This window comes from Tumebacillus avium, from assembly GCF_002162355.1.
In the GTDB taxonomy this organism is placed as follows: domain Bacteria; phylum Bacillota; class Bacilli; order Tumebacillales; family Tumebacillaceae; genus Tumebacillus_A; species Tumebacillus_A avium.
The window spans coordinates 57,189-76,396 of record NZ_CP021434.1 but is presented as its reverse complement, the minus strand read 5'-3'; the positions used below and the strand labels follow the sequence as shown (position 1 = coordinate 76,396).

The 19,208-nt window shown below is 57.3% G+C and carries 20 protein-coding genes and 7 tRNA genes; 24 read left to right on the top strand and 3 right to left on the bottom strand.

Translation table 11 applies throughout. The features are described 5' to 3' along the window. The first annotated feature begins 233 nt into the window (after positions 1-233). Genes CBW65_RS00465 through CBW65_RS00450 form a run of 4 tightly spaced genes read left to right on the top strand, consistent with a single transcriptional unit; the run spans position 234 to position 2,994 of the window. On the top strand, positions 234-632 hold the full coding sequence (locus tag CBW65_RS00465) for a hypothetical protein (RefSeq protein ID WP_408646518.1): 399 nt from the start codon (positions 234-236) through the stop codon (positions 630-632). A 60-nt stretch (positions 633-692) separates the two neighbouring features. Continuing rightward, positions 693-1,889: an iron-containing alcohol dehydrogenase gene (locus tag CBW65_RS00460; RefSeq protein ID WP_087455069.1), complete on the top strand. Its 1,197-nt coding sequence runs from the start codon at positions 693-695 to the stop codon at positions 1,887-1,889. A 42-nt stretch (positions 1,890-1,931) separates the two neighbouring features. After that, positions 1,932-2,681, top strand: a complete 750-nt coding sequence (locus CBW65_RS00455; RefSeq protein WP_087455068.1) for a hypothetical protein — start codon at positions 1,932-1,934, stop codon at positions 2,679-2,681. A 13-nt stretch (positions 2,682-2,694) separates the two neighbouring features. Next, positions 2,695-2,994: an Mpo1-like protein gene (locus CBW65_RS00450; RefSeq protein ID WP_087455067.1), complete on the top strand. Its 300-nt coding sequence runs from the start codon at positions 2,695-2,697 to the stop codon at positions 2,992-2,994. 18 nt (positions 2,995-3,012) lie between these two features. On the opposite strand, the gene CBW65_RS00445 is transcribed toward CBW65_RS00450, so the two are convergent. Both CBW65_RS00445 and CBW65_RS00440 read right to left on the bottom strand, forming a co-directional pair. Beyond that, positions 3,013-4,227 (bottom strand): alanyl-tRNA editing protein, encoded by a 1,215-nt coding sequence (locus CBW65_RS00445; protein ID WP_087455066.1) that lies wholly within the window; start codon positions 4,225-4,227, stop codon positions 3,013-3,015. A gap of 22 nt (positions 4,228-4,249) precedes the next feature. Then, positions 4,250-5,434, bottom strand: coding sequence for an aminotransferase class I/II-fold pyridoxal phosphate-dependent enzyme (locus tag CBW65_RS00440; protein ID WP_087455065.1), 1,185 nt, complete (start codon positions 5,432-5,434; stop codon positions 4,250-4,252). Between the two features lie 183 nt (positions 5,435-5,617). Here CBW65_RS00440 and CBW65_RS00435 point away from each other — a divergent pair, with 183 nt between their 5' ends. From CBW65_RS00435 to CBW65_RS00350, 19 genes are all read left to right on the top strand, one after another. Next, positions 5,618-6,400, top strand: a complete 783-nt coding sequence (locus CBW65_RS00435) for an enoyl-CoA hydratase/isomerase family protein (RefSeq protein ID WP_087455064.1) — start codon at positions 5,618-5,620, stop codon at positions 6,398-6,400. A gap of 7 nt (positions 6,401-6,407) precedes the next feature. Continuing rightward, on the top strand, positions 6,408-7,469 hold the full coding sequence (locus CBW65_RS00430) for a DNA double-strand break repair nuclease NurA (protein WP_087455063.1): 1,062 nt from the start codon (positions 6,408-6,410) through the stop codon (positions 7,467-7,469). Positions 7,470-7,472: 3 nt separating this feature from the next. Continuing rightward, positions 7,473-9,341 carry an ATP-binding protein gene (locus CBW65_RS00425; protein WP_087455062.1) on the top strand — a complete coding sequence of 623 codons (1,869 nt, stop codon included), beginning with the start codon at positions 7,473-7,475 and terminating at the stop codon, positions 9,339-9,341. A 19-nt stretch (positions 9,342-9,360) separates the two neighbouring features. Further along, on the top strand, positions 9,361-9,897 hold the full coding sequence (locus tag CBW65_RS00420; protein WP_157721677.1) for a GNAT family N-acetyltransferase: 537 nt from the start codon (positions 9,361-9,363) through the stop codon (positions 9,895-9,897). 14 nt (positions 9,898-9,911) lie between these two features. Next, positions 9,912-10,697 carry a TIGR00266 family protein gene (locus CBW65_RS00415; RefSeq protein ID WP_087455060.1) on the top strand — a complete coding sequence of 262 codons (786 nt, stop codon included), beginning with the start codon at positions 9,912-9,914 and terminating at the stop codon, positions 10,695-10,697. A gap of 144 nt (positions 10,698-10,841) precedes the next feature. Further along, positions 10,842-11,831, top strand: a complete 990-nt coding sequence (locus CBW65_RS00410; RefSeq protein ID WP_087455059.1) for a metallophosphoesterase family protein — start codon at positions 10,842-10,844, stop codon at positions 11,829-11,831. Next, positions 11,828-13,447: an AAA family ATPase gene (locus CBW65_RS00405; RefSeq protein ID WP_087455058.1), complete on the top strand. Its 1,620-nt coding sequence runs from the start codon at positions 11,828-11,830 to the stop codon at positions 13,445-13,447. Before CBW65_RS00410 ends, CBW65_RS00405 begins: the two co-directional genes overlap by 4 nt. Next, positions 13,428-13,685, top strand: a complete 258-nt coding sequence (locus CBW65_RS00400) for a hypothetical protein (protein WP_087455057.1) — start codon at positions 13,428-13,430, stop codon at positions 13,683-13,685. Before CBW65_RS00405 ends, CBW65_RS00400 begins: the two co-directional genes overlap by 20 nt. A gap of 10 nt (positions 13,686-13,695) precedes the next feature. Beyond that, positions 13,696-14,367: an ATPase gene (locus CBW65_RS00395; protein WP_087455056.1), complete on the top strand. Its 672-nt coding sequence runs from the start codon at positions 13,696-13,698 to the stop codon at positions 14,365-14,367. A 31-nt stretch (positions 14,368-14,398) separates the two neighbouring features. Next, positions 14,399-14,785 carry an adenosylmethionine decarboxylase gene (gene speD / locus CBW65_RS00390; protein ID WP_087455055.1) on the top strand — a complete coding sequence of 129 codons (387 nt, stop codon included), beginning with the start codon at positions 14,399-14,401 and terminating at the stop codon, positions 14,783-14,785. Positions 14,786-14,906: 121 nt separating this feature from the next. Continuing rightward, positions 14,907-14,981, top strand: a tRNA-Ala gene (locus tag CBW65_RS00385). 77 nt (positions 14,982-15,058) lie between these two features. Continuing rightward, positions 15,059-15,134, top strand: a tRNA-Val gene (locus CBW65_RS00380). 7 nt (positions 15,135-15,141) lie between these two features. Further along, a tRNA-Asp gene (locus CBW65_RS00375) sits at positions 15,142-15,218 on the top strand. 21 nt (positions 15,219-15,239) lie between these two features. Next, a tRNA-Phe gene (locus CBW65_RS00370) sits at positions 15,240-15,315 on the top strand. Positions 15,316-15,420: 105 nt separating this feature from the next. Further along, positions 15,421-15,495, top strand: a tRNA-Gly gene (locus CBW65_RS00365). 16 nt (positions 15,496-15,511) lie between these two features. Next, a tRNA-Cys gene (locus tag CBW65_RS00360) sits at positions 15,512-15,585 on the top strand. Positions 15,586-15,588: 3 nt separating this feature from the next. Further along, positions 15,589-15,663, top strand: a tRNA-Val gene (locus tag CBW65_RS00355). Positions 15,664-15,777: 114 nt separating this feature from the next. Beyond that, positions 15,778-15,951, top strand: a complete 174-nt coding sequence (locus tag CBW65_RS23965) for a hypothetical protein (protein WP_157721676.1) — start codon at positions 15,778-15,780, stop codon at positions 15,949-15,951. A gap of 292 nt (positions 15,952-16,243) precedes the next feature. Further along, positions 16,244-16,969 carry a C40 family peptidase gene (locus CBW65_RS00350; protein ID WP_087455054.1) on the top strand — a complete coding sequence of 242 codons (726 nt, stop codon included), beginning with the start codon at positions 16,244-16,246 and terminating at the stop codon, positions 16,967-16,969. A gap of 298 nt (positions 16,970-17,267) precedes the next feature. On the opposite strand, the gene CBW65_RS00345 is transcribed toward CBW65_RS00350, so the two are convergent. Next, entirely contained in the window at positions 17,268-17,873 is a 606-nt protein-coding gene (locus tag CBW65_RS00345; protein WP_087455053.1) for a pentapeptide repeat-containing protein, read from the bottom strand. A 147-nt stretch (positions 17,874-18,020) separates the two neighbouring features. Here CBW65_RS00345 and trpB point away from each other — a divergent pair, with 147 nt between their 5' ends. Further along, complete coding sequence (gene trpB, locus CBW65_RS00340) at positions 18,021-19,181, top strand: tryptophan synthase subunit beta (RefSeq protein ID WP_087455052.1); 1,161 nt, start codon at positions 18,021-18,023, stop codon at positions 19,179-19,181. Positions 19,182-19,208 lie beyond the last annotated feature (27 nt).

Sequence of the window (19,208 nt, the reverse complement as noted above, 5' to 3'; positions counted from 1 at the left end):
ATGAGCTGAACGGTTAACATCTGAAACATGTTCGGCGCATCGGATAAAAGCATGCTTTATCGGAAAATCTAATCCTGTCTGGAGCAATCGCACTCGCAGACAGGTGGAACCATTGGTATAGGGCTGTATAATTGTGCGGGCTAAAGTTTGGAAAAGAGAAGTGATGAGAGATGCAGCGCTCAGACTTAGTGGAGAGATTGTTGTGGAGCATAGCGTTGCCCGGATTTGGACAGTTGTTAAACCGAAGGTTTTTAAAAGGCCTGCTGTTGATCGTGCTGGAATTCCTGATCAACGTACGGGCTAAGTTAAACCTGGTTATCGTCTTCTCTTTCCAAGGAGACATGACAAAAGCGGTGGAAGCGACCGATTACCAGTGGCTGATGTTTTACCCTTGTCTCTATCTGTTTGCGATCTGGGATGCCTATAAGGATGCAGGCGGCGGAGAAGGAGTGAAATTTGCCACGGTGCCGTTTGTTTTTTCGGCGTACATTGGCACGATCGGCGTGATCTATTCGTCGACGTTTCGGATCGGCGGCGAACTGCTTGGCCCCGTCTTTCTTCCGATCGTAGCTTTGATCGCCGGAGCTTTGGTCGGCGCAGCGGTCAAACGGGTGTTGGCCGCACTCACGTAGCCATCCGCGAGGGTGGCTCTTTTGTTTGTATGCTATACTAAAAACAGGAGGCGATTATTGATGCTGAACTTTCAGTTGAGTATGCCGACGCGCATTATTTTCGGGCGCGGCGAAGTGGAAAAGGCTGGAGCGGAAGCAGCCAAGCTGGCAGGGAAAGTGCTGCTGGTGACCGGGCGCACTGCGACCCGCAAGACGGGCGTGCTGCAGCGCGTGGTGAGTTCGCTGGAAGAAGCCGGCGTGGAAGTGGTGGTCTTTGACAAGATCGAGCCAAACCCGCGCACACATACTGTCGATGAAGGCGGACGCATCGCCCGCGAGGAAGGGTGCGAGCTGATCATCGGCCTTGGCGGCGGGTCCCCGATGGACGCAGCCAAAGCGATCGCAGCGGTAGCGCTGAGCGGTCATCCGAGCCATGAATACATAACAGGCAACAAAACAGGCCGCTGGAAAGAACTGCTGCCGGTGCAGGAAGCCTTGCCGGTGATGACGATCCCGACACTTGCGGCAACCGGTTCGGAAGCGAACAGCGGCGGCGTGCTGACCCATGAAGCAACGAAGGAAAAAGGCGGCATCGGCGGCCCGGCCCTGTTCCCGAAAGTGACGATCATCGACCCGGAGCTGACCTTTACCGTATCGCCGGAATACACGGCAGACGGCGCGGTCGATATGTTTACCCATTTGTACGAAGCGTACCTGACCGGCGAAGAAGATGCGATCGTGCAGGATCATCTGACCGAAGGCCTGATCCGCGCTGCCGTCGAGAACGGCCCGATTGCGGTCAAAGAGCCGAACAACTATGAAGCGCGCGCCGCTCTGATGTGGGCTTCGACGCTGGCGCTGATCGGTCTGGCCGGCGCCGGGCGCGGCGGTTCGTTCCCGATGCACCAGATGGAACATACTTTGTCGGCGTACTATGACATCTCGCATGGACGGGGTTTGGCGATTCTGGCGCCGGCATACTTCAAGCGCGTGGCGGAAGACCGTCCGCATCGTTTGGCGCGGATGGGCCGCAATTGCTTTGGCGTCACCGAGCAGGATGACAAGCTGGCGGCGGAGCAGACGATCATTGCTGTCATCGAGTGGTTCAAGTCGATGAATGTCTATCTGAAGCTGAGCGATCTGGGCATCAAGCGCGAATCGCTGGCCGAGATGGCCGAAGAGTCGGTGCGCGTCGGCGGGCGTGGCATGGGTCATATCGCAGCGACGCGCGACCTGGATATTCAAGAAGTGCTGGCGATTTACGAAGACAGTTTCTAATCATCAAGCCGTCCTCCGTGTGAGGGCGGCTTTTCAGGAGGAATGGCTGTGCAGGCGTCGGCAGCGATTTTAGCGGTGTGGAAGAAGTTTGATGAATTCCCGATGGAGACGCTGACCAAAGCGTGGCATCGCGGCGGACAGCGCACGGTGGCGGAGATGAAAGAGCACCGCGCGAAATACGGCACTTCGGGGAACTGTTTTGATTTGGCGATCTGGCTGCTGGACGAGTTTCGCGCCGCCGGGATCACAGCGTATGGTGTGGGACATGACCTGGGCACAAGCGACGCGCATGTCGCGGTGGTGGCCGAGGATGAGCTAGGCTCGCGCTATCTGTGCGATCTGGGCGACCTGTGGCTGCAGCCGATCCTGCTCGATCCTGCCCGGCCAGAGTTTACGGGTGACAAATTGAAAGGATTCTTCCCGGCGGCCGAGGTGCAAGTGGCGGTGCAAGGGGATCGCTGTGAAGTGTGCTATTTCCGCCCGAACGGCAAGGTGAGCCGTCAGGAATATGACCTGACTCCGATCAGCGAACATGACCTAATGGTTGCGGCGGAAGCGTGCCAGCATGATTATCGACAGGCGCTGGTCGAGTTTCGGGTGCCGCACGGAGCGGAGACGGCACACTGGGAATTTTGCGACTGGGAGAGTTTTCTCAGCACGAGTGAGGGGCTGTACCCCGAGGAACAACTGGCGACGATCGAAGCATGGTGTGAGCGGATACATCTGCGCACCGGGTTGGACAAAGCGGTGTTGCAGGAGTCTTTATCCTTTTATCAGAATAGTATGAAGTAAGGAGGCGATGCAGATGGAAGAAAAGTTGTCGTTTATGGAGCGGTACAACCGCGATCATCAGCATCCGATGAACAAACTGACGCATGCGATCGGCATTCCGATGATCGTCGTGTCGCTGCCGGTCGTGTTCTGGGACTGGAAATGGGCGTTGGCCCTGTTTGTTTTGGGATGGATCTTCCAATTTATCGGTCATTATTTTGAAGGTAACCCGCCATCATTTTTGAAAAATCCGATCTTCCTGCTTGTGGGTCCTCTGTGGATCATCAAGCGCATGTTTGGTTTTGTAACAGGAAAAAGCAAATCCGGTGCCTGAGCGGCACCGGATTTTGTTTTAGACGAAGGCTAATTTGGACTGCAACAGGGACAAGGCATGCTGCAGCACGTCTTGCGTCGGCACATTTGCCGCACCGCCGCCTTGCGCGGTGTCCGGGTTGCCGCCGCCTTTGCCTTCGATCAGGGGCAGGGTCTCTTTGAGCAGTTCGTTCATCTTCACCGGGACATTGGCGCCGCGGGCGAAGACGAGCTGCGTTTTCTCGCCGGACGTCACGAGCAGGGCGACCGCGTTCGGGTCGAGTGCTGCGATGTGCTGGCCGAGCTTCTGCAGTTCCGGGATCGTGCGGTTCTCCAAGGTGAGCGCCGCGATCTTCAGCGTGTCGTGCGCGACCGCTCCTTGCAGCGCTTCCTGCGCTTCGGTGGCGATCAGCTTTTCTTTGATCTCCTGCAACTGCTTGTCCAGCTCTTTCTTCTCGCTGAGCAGTCGCTCGACATTGGCGGGCAGGTCTGCCTCGGAAGAGGTCAGTTGGCGGGACAGGCTGCGCAAGATCAGCTGCTTGCCGGTCATCGCATGCAGCGTGCGCCAGCCGCAGACCAGTTCGAGCCGGGTGTTGCCTTTGTATTTGCTCCAGGACAGCACTTTGATCGGGCCCACTTCGCCGGTCTGGGAGAAGTGCGTGCCGCCGCAAGGAGAATAGTCAAAGTCTTGCACCGACACGATGCGCACGTTTTCGGTCACCGTCGGCGGCTTGCGCAGCGGCAGTTCAGCCAGCTCTTCGGACGTGACGAAACGGGCTTCGATCAGGCGGTTCTCAAAGATGATCGCGTTGGCCATCTGTTCAGCCTGCTCGACCATTTCCTGGGTCAACTCGGACACGGTCAAGTCGATCGTCGTCACTTCGCGGCCGAGGTGGAAGCCAACCGTCTCCGCTTCGAACAGCTCTTCAAAAGCGGCGGAGAGGATGTGCTGGCCAGTGTGCTGCTGCATCAGGTCATTGCGGCGCGCCCAGTCCAGCTCGGCGGTCACAGAATCATCGCCTGCTGCCAGCGGGGCGGCGAGGCGGTGCAAAATGCGGTCGTTTACTTCTTCCACATCGACCACCTGCACGCCATTGATCGTGCCGAGGTCGCACGGTTGTCCGCCGCCGACCGGATAAAAAGCGGTCTGGTCGAGCACGACGAACGGTGTGCCGTTTGCTTCAACGCCGCGCTCGAGGACAGCGGCGGTAAATGTTTTCAGATAAGCGTCTTCATAATACAGCTTGCGAGACATGACGGGCCTCCCTTTTTGCGAATCAGGCAATCGGTTTTGTATTCAGAATACCAGATTCTGCAATCCGGCGCACCGTTTCGCGCAGACGTTCTGCCGGCTGCACCATCGCGATGCGGACATAGCCGTGGCCGTAGTTGCCAAACGCTTCGCCCGGGATGACGACAACGCCCGCTTCTTCGACGAGGCGGAGCGCGAACTCTTTGGACGGCATGTCAAACGGGAGCTTGGCCCAGATGAACATGGTGGCTTTCGGCTTTTCGATCTGCCAGCCCAGCGCCGACAGCCCGTCGATCAGAATGTCGCGGCGCTCTTGATAGACGGCCGACATTTCGCGGGTGTAGGACTGGTCGCCGCTGAGCGCAACGGTCGCTGCGTGCTGAACGGAGCCAAACACGCCGTAGTCGATGTTCGACTTCAGGCGGGCCAACGCTTCCACCGCTTCCGTGTTGCCGGCGATAAAACCGATGCGGGTGCCGGCCATCGAGAAGCTCTTGGAGAGTGAATGGAATTCGACGGCAACGTCTTTTGCGCCTTCGATTTCGAGGATCGACATCGGACGGTAGCCGTCAAACGTCAGCTCGGAGTAGGCGAGGTCGTGGACAAGCACGATCTCATGTTCGCGGCAGAAGTCGATCGCGCGCTTGTAGAAAGCTTCGTCGGCGACGGCCGGAACCGGGTTGCCCGGGTAGTTCAGGATCATCATTTTCGCGCGCTTGACCACATCCGGGTCGAGGGCGGAGAAGTCGGGCAGGAAGCCGTTTTCCGGCAACAGCGGCAGCGGCGCCACATCGGCCGACGCCAGATGGATGCCCGAAGCGAACACCGGATAGGACGGGTCGGGCACCAGCGCCACATCGCCCGGATCGAGCAGGGCCAAGGGCAGGTGAGCCAGGCCGTCTTGGGAGCCCATCAGGGTGAGGACTTCTTTCATCGGGTCGAGCTTGATCCCGTTGAAGCGCTTTTCGAACCACTCAACAAACGCTTGGCGCAGCGTCGGGAAGCCTTGTTGGTGCGCGTAGCCGTACACGTTGCCTTGCATGACCGATTCCTTCAGCGCTTCCATGACATGCTTGGGCGGCGGCAGGTCGGGCGAGCCGATCCCAAGGTCGATGATGTCGCGGCCTTGAGCCATCAAGCGGTGTTTATGATTGGCCATCTCGGTGAAGATGGAGGATGTCAGATATTCTAATTTCTTTGCTCGGATCATGTTGTTTCCCCCTGCACATGATGTTTCGATACACGTTACATGACACGTTTCATTTTATGGTAGGATGAGAGAAAGATAAATACAACAGTAGTTTTTCTCTAGGTAGTTTTTCTAGCGGACGGCATGATCATCCCACGGAATTTGGAACCGTCTTTTATTTTAACATAAAGGAGTACAAGGGCAATGAACGAAGCTGTTCATTTTGAGATTGATAGAGAACGTCATCTGGCCGTGCTGACCATCGACCGCCCGGAGGCGAGCAATGCGGTGAATACGGCGGTGATGGAAGGACTGGCTGCCGGGCTGTTGCAAGCCGGGCAAGACCCGGACGTGCGTGCGGTGATTGTGACCGGATCGGGGAGCCGCGCGTTTGTGTCGGGCGGAGACCTGAAGGAATTTCACGCAGAATTGAAGACGGAAGAACAGGTGTACAGCAAAATGTCGCAGATGCGCCGCGTGTTGGAGACCTTGGCGAATTTTCCGAAGCCGGTGATCGCGGCGGTGAACGGCGCGGCCCGGGGCGGCGGCGGAGAAGTTGCGGCAGCCTGCCATTTCCGCGTGGCGGCCGAGACGGCGACGATCGGCTTCATCCAGGTCAAGCTCGGGGTTTCGCCGGGCTGGGGCGGCGGCGCATTGCTGACCCGCATCGTCGGCCGGCAGCGAGCGCTCCGCATGATGCTGAGCGGCGAAGTGCTCGATGCCCAGGCGGCCGAAGCGATCGGGCTGGTTGACCGCGTAGTGCCGGCTGCCGATCTTTTGGATGCGGCGAAAGAGTTCGCCGCACTGTTTACTGCCAATGCTCCTCAGGCGGTGCAGAGCTTGTTACAGCTAGTCACCGAAAGCGAATCCCTGCCGCTGGGCGAAGCGATGGAGCGGGAAAGCCGTCTGGTTGCCGCGCTGTGGGGATCGCCCGAGCATGAGCAGGCGGTGGAAGCGTTCTTGAACCGCAAAGGGCGGAAGGAGTGAAAAGCTGATGAGCGGGTTGTTTACGCTGGCTAAGGAACTGCAGGGGCTGAACGGCTCGTTGCATGAAAAACGCAAAGAGCGGGCCGACCGCACGGCGATTCGTGCGGCGCTGGAGACGAACGTCGGAGAATTTGTCCACGCCAAACGCTTGTCGGACGAGCAGATCCGCGAGCTGTTTGCCGGCCGTTCGCTGGTTGGCGTCGACGGGTCGGTCAATCAGTTTGGCAGCAATTATCCGTATGCGATCCATCTGTTCAAAGCGCTGGCCAAATCCACGCTGCCCGGCCGCGACGGTGTCACCAAAGTGGAAAAGGTGCAGATGTTTTCGCCGCTCAGCGCAGCAGACCACGCGGCGGTCCGGCAGTTTGTCGTCGAGCGGCGCGAAGAGCTGCGCGTGGAGCCGCAGGAAGACCGCAATGCGGAGCGTGACATCGCCGAGCAGCAGGCGTATATGATATTGGTCGATCAGAAGATGGTCGAGATGGAACTGCAGGCGGCGATCGAAGCGCTCGATACGTTCCGACCGTTTTTGATGCTGATGGACGGCGGGTTCTCCCGCCTGAAAGGCAAAGGCGGCGAGCTGTGGGAGCAGTTTGAGGAGAAAGTGACGTACTCAGACACGATCGTCGTTGGGGTGATCGAAGAGGTTGGCTCCTACCGTTTGAAGTCGCGGCTGGATGATGTGGATGAGCGGCTCTTGCGCGGCTTTATTCGCGGGCATGACCGGGAAGTGTTGTTCAACATGCTGGAGACGGGCGAATGGCTGAAAACGAGCTTGGAGCGCCCGATCAAAAATGAATTTTACACCGTGTTCAACCGGCTGTCTCATCAACCGCAGGCCGGCGCGTGCGATTTTTTGCGGGAACAGGCGCACCGGGTGGACGAGGTGATCGACTTTTTATATACGATCACGCCCAGCAAGTCGCGGGGGATTCCGCTGTGGCTGGATGTGGTCGACGCCGAGGCGCGGCTGACCAAGAAGCAGATCGAGATGATCGTGAAAAGCAATGTGGATGCTGAGATTGTCGAGTCGTTTTTGCGGCCGCAACGGGAACGGAGGGACTTTTAGCAGATGATGCAGATCGTCGGGCAAACAACGCAGTTGGAAGCATGGGTCGCTTCGCGGACGCGGAAGTTTTCGATCAATGAGATTTTGATCATCGAAGACCGCGAGCAAGGCAATCCGAAGGCGGAAGTGGTGGAGACGATGACGTTCAACCGCTACATTCCGCTGGCGTCCGAGCAGACCAATTTTGTTGATGAAGGCGTGTTGAGCGGGTTGCGCCAGGTCGGGTTTGACATTGAGGATGAGGAGATCAACCTGGCGAAAGTGCGTCTGATCGAAGAGCTGGCGATTCCGATCCGCGTCGGGGCGGCGGCGAGAGTGCCGCATTTTTCGGAAGTGGAAGGGCTGCTCGTCAAGCGCCGCCCATCGCAGGGCCTGACGCTTGGCGTGATCCAAGGGACGGCGGAGATCTCGCGGGAGATGCCGGCCGATCTGCAGGGCGTGGCGCCGCTGTTCGATAAAGAGAACGGAGTGCGCGAACAGGTCGGCGTGCCGTTTGTGTTCGATTACCGCTCGATGGACCAGTACCCGCACATCGGGATCTTCGGCGGGTCAGGGTCGGGGAAATCGTTTGGCACACGCGTCTTGCTCGAAGAGATCATGATGAAGCAAGTGCCGGCGGTGGTGTTCGATCCGCACTTTGAATTGACGTTCGATCAGGAGTTTCCGGGGCTGCCCGAGGAGTTCCGGCAGTCGTTCAAAAAGCGGTTTGTCGTGCTCGATGCCGGAGTGGATATCGGGATTGAGTTTACGGAGCTGCAAAGCGATGACATCGTGTCGCTCCTGCGCGCATCGTCCGGCTCGATCACCGATGCGATGGAGACGGCGATCAAAGCGGTGCACAAAAACAAGGACAGCTACCTGTCCTACTCCACGCGTTTGTCCAACCTCGCCGAGGCGCTGGACAACGAAGCGGAGCTCCGCAAGCAGCACGGGGAGATGGAGTATCTCAACCCGGATGAAAAAGAGCGCGTGCAGACTTTGTTCACGCTCTTGAAGACATACAAGGACAAAGTCGGGGGCTTTGCCGGGACGCTGCGTTCCGTCATGCGCCGGATGCACCGTCTGGAGATGGAAGGCGTGTTCACGTCGGCGGGGACGAAGAAAGTCGAAGAGGCGTTTATGAAACGCCAGCTCGTCGTCATCCGCGGGTCGATGTATTTCTTGAACGTGTTTGCGTTTTATGTGGTGCGCAAGCTGTACCGCAAGCGCCGCGACTATCGCGATTCGATCCAAAAAGGCAGACCGGTCGAGGAAAAATTCCCGCCGTTCATCATCATCACCGACGAAGCGCACAACTTCGCGCCCAAAGGGGATGTGCCGGCTCCGGCGAAAGGCGTGCTGAAAGAGATCGCGCAGGAAGGCCGGAAATACGGCGTGTTCCTCGTCTTCGCCACCCAGCGTCCCGCCTTGCTCGACGATACGATCACCGCCCAACTCTCGACAAAGATGGTGTTCCGCACCGTGCGTTCGGTAGATATCTCGGTGATCAAAGAGGAGACCGACATCACGCCGGAAGAAGCCAACCGCCTGCCGTATTTGCCGTCTGGCACCGCGTTCATTTCCTCGGCGATCACCGGCCGCACCAACGCCGTGCGCATCCGCGTCTCCAAAACCACGTCGCCGCACTTCAAGAACCCGTTCGAAGAGCTCGAAGAAGTGTTCGCCGAGCAAGACGCCAAGCTGTGGGAAGCGATCGAGCCGATTTTGCCGATCGACGCCTTTAACCTCAACGCCTACCTCACCGACGTCTCGCGCAAAGCCGGCCGCACCCTCGGCCATGACGAGCTCGCCCATGCCCTCGAAGAGCTGTGCGAGCAAGGGAAAGTCGTGCAGGAAAACACACCGTTCGGTTCGCGATACCGGAAGGCGTAACAGAGGAGGAGACTGCCATATGAAAGGACAACGCATAGGGTTGCGTGCCTTGAAGCGTGAAGATACTGAACACATTTTGCGTTTAGAGCAGGATTTTGAATCGCGCCTGATGCATACGCCGGGGATTCCGTATCCGGTGATGGAGACCGATATTGAGAAGTTTGTCGACGAGGTTCGATCGGAAAAAGACCGCTATACGTTTGGCATTGAGCTGCTGGAAGACGGAACTTTTCTGGGGATTTGCACCATTTTTCGGGTAGACTTGAATCATGGAAACTGCTGGGTGAGCATCATGATCGGCGGGCCGGAACAGCGGGGCAAAGGGTATGGGACGGAAGCGATGGAGCTGTTGATCGACTGGATCTTCCGCTACATTAACGTTCACAAAATCAAACTCGGCGTTTTTGGCTTCAACCAACCGGCGATTCGTTCGTATGAAAAAAGCGGGTTTGTCGTGGAAGCGCGCATGCGCGAAGAACTGTTCCGCGAAGGCAAGTTTCACGACATCATCTATATGGGCCTGCTGCGCCGCGAATATGAGGCGCGCAAGGCATAGGAGGAGTCTGGCAGATGGCAGCACATGAGATCGACTACAAACTGTACGGCGACGACATGCAGTTTGTCGAGATTGAACTCGACCCGCAGGAAAGCGTGATCGCCGAAGCGGGCAGCTTGATGATGATGGAAGACATGATTCAGATGGACACCATCTTCGGCGACGGCTCCAAAGGCGGCATGGGCGGTCTGGTCGGCAAATTGTTTGGCGCAGGCAAACGCCTGATCAGCGGAGAAAGCCTGTTCATGACCGTCTTCACCAATGTCGGTCAGGGCAAAAAACACGTCTCCTTTGCCGCACCGTACCCGGGCAAGATCATCCCGATGGACCTGGCAGAACTCGGCGGCAAAGTGATCTGCCAAAAGGACGCCTTCCTCTGCGCAGCCAAAGGCGTCTCGATCGGCATCGACTTCCAGCGCAAACTCGGCGCCGGCTTTTTTGGCGGTGAAGGATTTATCATGCAAAAGCTGGAAGGCGACGGCCTCGCCTTTATCCACGCCGGCGGCACGATCTACGAGCGTGAACTCAACCCCGGCGAAGTGCTGAAGATCGACACCGGCTGTCTGGTGGCGATGACGCGCGAAGTCAACTACGACATCCAGTTTGTTGGCGGCGTGAAGACGGCGCTGTTTGGCGGCGAAGGGCTCTTTTTCGCCACGCTGCAAGGGCCGGGCAAAGTCTGGATTCAATCCCTGCCGTTCAACCGTCTGGCTTCCCGCGTCTTTGCTGCGGCAGCCAGCCGCCGAGAAGAAGGCGGCGGCGGTGTGCTCGGCGGCTTGGCCAACCTGTTTGACGACTAGGATCAGCAAAGTACGCTAAGCGCCTCCGAAACACGGAGGCGCTTTTTTATTCCCAAGAGTTTCTGTTCGCATCAGGCAGGAACACCGCCTTGGGCGTCGAAGTTGTAAGTTGACATAACGCATAGTAGAGAGGGGCAAACCCCTGTGAAATTGCTGTATATGACCGATACCCACATCCGGGCGAGTTCACCGCAGAACCGCACCGATGATTTTGTAGAGACGCTGAAAAATAAGTATCGCGAAGTAAACGAGATCGTCAAACGCGAAGGGGTGGACGCCATCCTGCACGGAGGCGATTTTTTTGACATTCCCAGCCCATCGCTGGCTGTCTGCGCCGATTTTATTGCCCTGATGCGCGATGCGGGCGTGCCGATCTACGGCATCGCCGGCAACCATGATGTGTTTGGGCACAACCCGGATACCTTGCCGCGCACGATGCTTGGTTTTATGGACCGCATTGGCCTTGTGCAGCTGATCCATCCCGGTGCACCCTTGTTTTTGGAAAAAGACGGGCTGAAGGTGCAAGTGACCGGCCAGCACTACCATTATGACTTGGACCGCCGCGATCCGCGGCTTGATTATGTGGTCGAGGAAGTGAACGCCGATATTGGCATCCACCTCGTGCACGGGATGCTGATGGACCGCGCTTTTATTGAAGGCGTGGCGCATACCCGCGTCGACCAGATCCTCGATACGAAAGCCCACCTCACCCTCTGCGGCCACAATCATATGGGCTGGCAGGAAGTGCGGCACGAGGGCAAGATCTTTTACAACCCGGGCGGATTCGTCCGCCTGTCCAACCATCCGGCCGATGCGGGGCGCACGCCGCAAGTTTTGATTCTGGATATGACCAGCGGCGAACTGGTGATGAAAAAAATCAAGCTGAAGTCCGCGCCGCCCGGCGACGAGTGCCTCGACCGCACGAAAAATGAAGAGGCGGCGTTCACCCAGCAGCGCCTCGCTGATTTCGTCCAGGGCATCAAGGCGGCGGGCGACTACAAAGTGATTGACATCGGCGCGATCATCGACGAGATCGCCTCCCGCGACGGCCTGCAGCCCGATGTGCGCGAAGAGGCGATGAAGCGCATCGCCGCCGCGCAGGAACGCCTGTCGACCGGGGAGAGTGCATCATGAACCTGAAGACCATCCGCAACTTGCGCATCGAAAATTTCCAATCGCACGAACTGACCGAAATGGCGTTCGACGACGGGCTCAACGTCATCGTCGGTGCTTCTGACAACGGCAAATCGGCCGTGATCCGCGCCTTGCGCTGGCTGCTCTACAACGAGCCGCGCGGCTCCGACTTCATGCGCGTCGGCGCCAACCAGTGCCGCGTGATGATCGAGCTCGCCGACGGATCGCGCGTCACCCGCGAGCGCACCCCGTCGAAAAACCGCTACATCGTCATGCAGGCGAGCGGCGAGGAGCAGATCTACGAAGGCTTTGGCAACACCGTCCCCAAGGAGGTCAGCGACCTGACCGGCGTGCGCAAAGTCGCGCTCGATGAAGACAACGAAACGACGCTGCACCTCGGGACGCAGCTCGAAGCACCCTTTCTGCTCTCCGAACCGGGTTCGATCAAAGCCAAAGCGATTGGGCGCTTAAACGGCGTACACATCATCGACGCCGCCTCCCGCGACACCAACCGTGACTTGACCCGCGCCAATGCTGACGAGCGCGGGTACCGTGAGCAGCTCGCCGAAGTCGACCAGGAGCTGGAACAGTTCTCCGACCTGCCTTATTTGGAAAACATTCTGCTGCTGGTCGAGGAAAAGCAAGCCGCACTGAAAGATCACTCGGCCCGCCTCTTGCGCCTGCAAGCCTTGACGAAAAAACATCAGGCGGTGCAAAGCGATCTCTTGGCGGCCGAGCAAGTGCTCGTGCAGACGGCACACCTCGACCGCGCCGAACTGCAGGCGGAACGCGCCATCACCTTGCAAAGCAAAGCGCTCCGCCTGCAGCAGGCCCGCAGCAAACGCGACACGGTGGCGGACGGCATCGCCCGCACCGATTTTGTGTTGCAGCAGACAGCAGGGCTTGCGAACGCCGAGCAGGGCCTTGGCACCAGCGAAAACTTGCTCGCCCGCTTCCACCGCCTGAGCAAGCTGTCCGACGCTCATCAGCAGCTGCACCAGCTGCGGGGGCGTGTCGAGGCGGTTTTGCAAAAGACGGAAGGGCTGTCTGACGCCGAACACCGCGTCTTGCGCCTGGAAACGTCGAAGCATCGCCTGACCAACTTGCACACGCTGCGCACCAAGCGCTTTGATACCTTACAATTGCTCGCCAAAATCGACCGCGTGCTGGAACTGACCCAAGACACGCCACAGCTGGGCGGGCGGCTCGATCTGATGGAGCACAAACGCGCGCAGGCGCTCAAGCTCCGCGACCTCGTCGTGAAAAAAGCCGACCTGTCGCAAAAGCTGCAAGCCTTGCAGAACATGCTCACCGCGCTTGCGAAAACGGAGCGCGCCGAGTGGGCGCTGGAGCAGCTCCTGATGCTGACCGGACGCCAGCAGATACTGATGAAAATGAACGAAGGCCTGTTCGACCTCGGCGACCGTCTGCGCAAAGCGGACCAGTACCTGAAAACCAACGCGCTGGAAATCACCGAGAAACTGGCCGAATACAGTGACGCCTTGAAGCGTTCCGGGTCGTGCCCGGTGTGTTTTGCGCCGATCAATGAACATACGACCGAACGACTGCTTGATGAATTTAAAGGAGGACTTCCCCATGAGCACAGCCATCGATAACAAATTGTCCACATTAAAAGACGGTCTCGCCAAAGCAAAAGACATGCGCTACAAAGCCGAACTGCGCAAAGACGCCCTGCTCAAACAGCAGGATGAGATCCTCGAACAGATCCGCGCCGAGCAGGTCGACCCGGAGATGCTCGAACAGGAAATCGAAAAGCTGGAGCGCGAGATCGCCCAGCTGGCCGACGAAGTGGAATCTTTGATTCCGTGGGACCTGATCAAGCAGCAGGCGTAGGTGAACGGTGATGACGACAGATACCGTAAGTCTCGACACTGCGATCGCCAAGCTGCGCGATCACTACAACCGCCGCTTGGGCGAGCAGGAAGCGTTGCTGCGCAAAAAGCGGCAAGTGGAAGATAAAGTGACAGAGAAGCGGACGGAGATCGCGAAACTGGAAGGGGTCAAGATCCTGCTTCAGGAATCGAGCGCCTTCGCCCGCGAACAGGCGCGCCGGCAGATCGAGACGATGGTCACGAACGCGCTGCAGTTTATCTTTGGCGATCAGGACCTGGAGTTTCGGGTGGAGATCGATGAAGTGCGGGGGAGAGCGGAAGGCGAGTTTCTCGTCGTCTCCAAGTACGGCGGCGAGCTTCCGGTGCAGACGCGCCCGCAAGATGCGCGCGGCGGCGGGGTGGTCGACGTGATCTCGCTGGCGCTCCGTGCGGCGCTGCTCCATGCCAACCGTCCGCGTCTGGACGGGCCGATCATCCTCGACGAGCCGGCCAAGCACGTGTCGGAAGAGTACAGCCGCCAAGTGGCGGAGTTTTTGAAGCAGCTGTCCACCGCGTTTGGGCGGCAGATCATCATGGTCACGCACAACCAGCACTTGGCAAACACGGGGGATACTTCCTACATGGTGGAGATGCGTTCCGGGAAAAGCTATGTACGAGTCTATCAGAGTATAGAACAAGCGTAACTCGCATCTCCATCGCAAGGGGGCTGATCGCATGGACACGATGGGACGACACGTCATTGCAGAACTGTGGGAATGTGACGGACAGATTCTCAACAACCAGGAAGAAGTCGAAAAGATCATGGTGAACGCCGCGCTCGAATCGGGTGCAGAAGTTCGGGAAGTGGTGTTCCACAAGTTCACGCCGCAAGGTGTGAGCGGGGTGGTGGTCATCTCCGAATCGCACCTGACGATTCACTCCTTCCCGGAGCACGGGTACGCGAGCATCGACGTCTACACGTGCGGCGACCGCATCGACCCGCAGGTGGCGACCGATTATATCACCAAACGCCTGCGTGCCGGCCGCAAGGAAGAGATCTTCATTCCGCGCGGGGTCGGTTCGTTTGAAAATGTGAAGCAAAACGTCGAGATTCTGCGTTAACTGTACGATGGACCAGCCAATTGCCAACAAAGAGAGGACTTCCTCGGGAGTTCTCTTTTTTGTTTGGATTTGGGTATTGCTTTTGTATGGTTGTCCGCTATATAATAAGTCTTGTCGCCGCGGGGAATTAGCTCAGTGGTAGAGCACTGCGCTGGCAGCGCAGGGGTCAGGGGTTCAAGTCCCCTATTCTCCACCAAGATTTTACTCTTGACGCACAGTCGAGAAACTGATAAAGTAGTAAATGTTCTTGAGACAAGCTGCTTTATCTAACACGGAGGTTTAGCTCAGCTGGGAGAGCATCTGCCTTACAAGCAGAGGGTCGGCGGTTCGATCCCGTCAACCTCCACCATCTATATGGAGCTGTGGTGTAGTGGCCTAACATGCCCGCCTGTCACGCGGGAGACCGCGGGTTCGAATCCCGTCAGCTCCGCCACTTTAATTTCAAATGCAACATGGCTCGGTAGCTCAGTCGGTAGAGCAGAGGACTGAAAATCCTCGTGTCGGCGGTTCGATTCCGTCCCGAGCCACCATTTAAGGAAGCCCAGCTAAAAGCGCGACGTCCTGTCGCAACGCTGGACACGGTACATCCTGTACGTGACGTCGTGTCGCAACGCGGGACGCCGTACATCCTGTACGCGGAAGTGGCTCAGGGGTAGAGCATCGCCTTGCCAAGGCGAGGGTCGCGGGTTCGAATCCCGTCTTCCGCTCCATTTTTTAAAAACATATGGTGGCATAGCCAAGTGGTAAGGCGTGGGACTGCAAATCCTTGACCCCCGGTTCAAATCCGGGTGCCACCTCCATATGGAATCGTAGCTCAGAGGGAGAGCACCACCTTGACACGGTGGGGGTCGGAGGTTCGATTCCTCTCGATTCCACCATAATCGAACGCCCGTCATCTTCGGATGACGGGCGTTTTGCATTTTTTGACATTGGATGTAACTTTTTTCCTTCTAGTGCGTATTACTAGACAGAACATGAAGGAGGATTACCGAATGGACTTTCAAGTAGGCACAATGCTGGTACAGGTGATTGGACTCTTATTTTATGCCGTAATTATCGTGGCGGTCGTCTCCCTGATCGGAGCGATCTTCAAGATTCGCAACAACACCACCGAGATGAACAAACGCCTTGAAGCGATCGAAAGAAAATTAGACCAGAAAAATTAGATCAGAAAAATTAGATCAGAAAAATTAAATCAGAAGTGAAACAAAACGGAACCCATCTGCGACTAACTACATAAGCATCTTGCTTCATGAATGGCCAGCGGGTCGCAATGTGAGAGTGATCGGTGGGTTCCGTCATAAACATTTCACCAACAATGCCTTGCTGGCAGATTCGTGAAATCACAGAATGCTTCCCTTCTGACCCCCGGATTATACCGGGGGCTTTTTTCCTGTCATGTGAACTTCCTCTTCTGGTGATGTTATAAGGGTACACGAGCCGAAGGAGGAATTTCACATGAGATTGTTTGCCAAACGGATGCTCTGCTCCGTCCTGATCGCCGCTTCCCTGATCTGCACCGGACTGCCCGCTCAGGCGAAAAGCCATGTGCCGCAGCAGCAGCCTGCGACCGAAGCTGCTGTGAATCTGCCCAACACCCTGACGTCCGGCCTGCTCAAACAAGGTTACTCCGGCTGGGCAGTGCGCCAATTGCAGACCAATTTGAAAACGCTTGGCTTCTATAAATACTGGAAGATCACCGGCTATTACGGCACGGTCACCAAACAGGCGGTCAAGAACTTCCAACTCGCCTACAGCATCCGCGCCGACGGTGTGGTCGGCCCGGTCACCCAGCGCGAGATCTCGCACGCGATTCTCAAGCGCAAGATGATCGCCGACACCACGCACTACACCGGCATCAAATACGTCTGGGGCGCCGAATCGCCGTCGCAAGGCTTCGACTGCTCCGGCTTCGTCTACTACATGTTCCGCAAGTTCGGCGTCAACATCCCGCGCACCACATCGTCCGGCCTGTATAAGTACGGCCGAGCGATCAACCGCTGGAAAATGCAGCCTGGCGACCTGGTCTTCTTTGCCGTCGAAGGGCAGCATATCTCGCACGTCGGGTTCTACATGGGCAACAACAAATTCATCTCCGCCACATCGTCCAAAGGCATCTGGGTCTACTCGATGAGCAACACCTACTGGGGCCCGCACTTCGTCGGGGCACGCCGTTATTATTAATCGCATAGTGGAAATCGGAGAGCGGTGGGTTGACCACCGCTCTCTTTTTGTTGGAAAATAAAAGGGAATGGAGGCGTCTGCGGGCCAATCGAGCGAAGTCGGCGCTGATATTTTTGCCGTGTAAGGTCATCCCGATCTGGTCGCTGTGGAAAAAAGCGACTGGTCGAACGGCTACAAGATCTAGTGACCGACTTCAAAGTCGAGCAGTTCCACGGCCAAGCGGATTGGACGCCTAATCTCGATCTCGACGGCATTATGCAATACTAACAAAAAAGCCCTGACCAGGGCTTTTCGTTTTCTAATCTACTTTCGCGCCATGCGCCTTGGCGAACAGCACCGCCTGCTCCATGTCCAGCTTCGCGCCGCGCACATCCAGATTTTCAAACGGAACTCCATCCATCGCCGCCCCGCGAAAATCTGCGCCGGACACTTTGGCATGGGCGAGGTTGGCGCGGCTGAGGTCGGCGTCGCGCAAGTCCGCTTTTTCCAAGAGGCAGCCGTAGAGATCCGCTTCCACAAAACGCACCCCGCGCAGCTTTTGCCCCTTCAGATCCTGGGAACGCAGATTGACATACGAAAAATCCCCGCCCGTGATGCTCACCCCGGTCAACACCGCTTCCAGAAAACTCGACCCGGTCATCTTGCACCCTTTGAACTCGGTCACAAACAGGTTGGCCGACTGGAACTGGCAGTTCACAAATGCCGAGTTGTGATGCACCGAGTTGTTAAACAGCCCGCCGCTGAAATCACAGCCGACAAACTGGCACCCGTGCGTCTGCAGCTCTTTCAGCTCCGCATGCCGGAAATCGCAATTCACAAACTTGCAGTCCCGCAGCTCCCCCTCCGTAAAATCCACATCGCGCAGATCCTCCCCTTCAAACTCCCGTCCGTTCCACTCGATCATCAGATGAAACCTCCTCTGTTCTAATACCGATTCTTAATTATACCAGTTCTTGGACTCCAGATTGAAAGCGTCGAAATTGTTTGTTATAATTAACCTCAGATGAGTGAAAGTAAAGTTATAGTTATATTCACTGAGGAGGAAGTTGAGATGAGCACAGAGACGAAGCAAGGCCAGTTTGGACAATTCGGAGGAAGCTACGTTCCGCCGGAGCTGCAAGAAGTCATGGATTACTTGAGCGAGCAGTTCAACAAATACAAAGACGACCCGGAGTTCAATGAGGAATTCCGTTACTATCTCCGCGAGTTTGTCGGGCGCGAGAATCCATTGACGTTTGCGAAAAACTTGACCGATAAGTTGGGCGGCGCCAAGATCTATCTGAAGCGCGAAGACCTCAACCACACCGGTGCGCACAAGATCAACAACGTCATGGGGCAGATCCTGCTCGCCAAACGCATGGGCGCCAAGCGGATCATCGCCGAGACCGGCGCGGGCCAGCACGGGGTGGCGACAGCGACCGTCTGTGCGATGTTCGACATGGACTGCACGATCTACATGGGCGCGGAAGACACCCGCCGCCAATCGTTAAACGTGTTCCGCATGGAACTGCTCGGCGCGAAAGTTGTCGCCGTCGATAAAGGCCAGGGCCGTCTGAAAGACGCGGTGGACGAAGCGCTGAACGACCTGGTAGTCAATTATCAGAACACGTTCTACCTGCTCGGGTCGGCCGTCGGTCCGCATCCGTTCCCGACGATGGTCAAGCATTTCCAATCGGTGATCTCCGAAGAGTCGAAGCGCCAGATTCTTGAAAAAGAAGGCCGGCTGCCCGACGCGGTGATCGCTTGCGCAGGCGGCGGGTCGAACGCGATCGGCGCGTTTGCCCATTATATTGAAGAAGAAGGCGTGCGACTGATCGGCGTCGAGCCGGACCAGGCTCCGACGATGGCCGAAGGGGTACCTGCCGTCATTCACGGCTTCAAGTGCCTCGTGCTGCTCGACGATGAAGGCAACCCGCGCAAAACGTACTCGATCGCAGCCGGTCTCGACTATCCGGGCATCGGGCCGGAGCACTCCTACCTGCAGGAATCGGGCCGCGCCGAATACGTGATGGTCAGCAATGAAGAAGTGCTGCAGGCCTTCCAAGTTCTTTCCCGCACCGAAGGGATCATTCCGGCGCTGGAAAGCTCCCATGCGGTGGCGCATGCGATGAAAATCGCGCCGCAGATGTCGCGCGACCAGATCATCATCATCAACATTTCCGGCCGTGGCGACAAGGATGTCGAGCAGGTTTTCCACATGTTGCAAAAATAATTTTGCCAAGCCCCTCTTCGGAGGGGT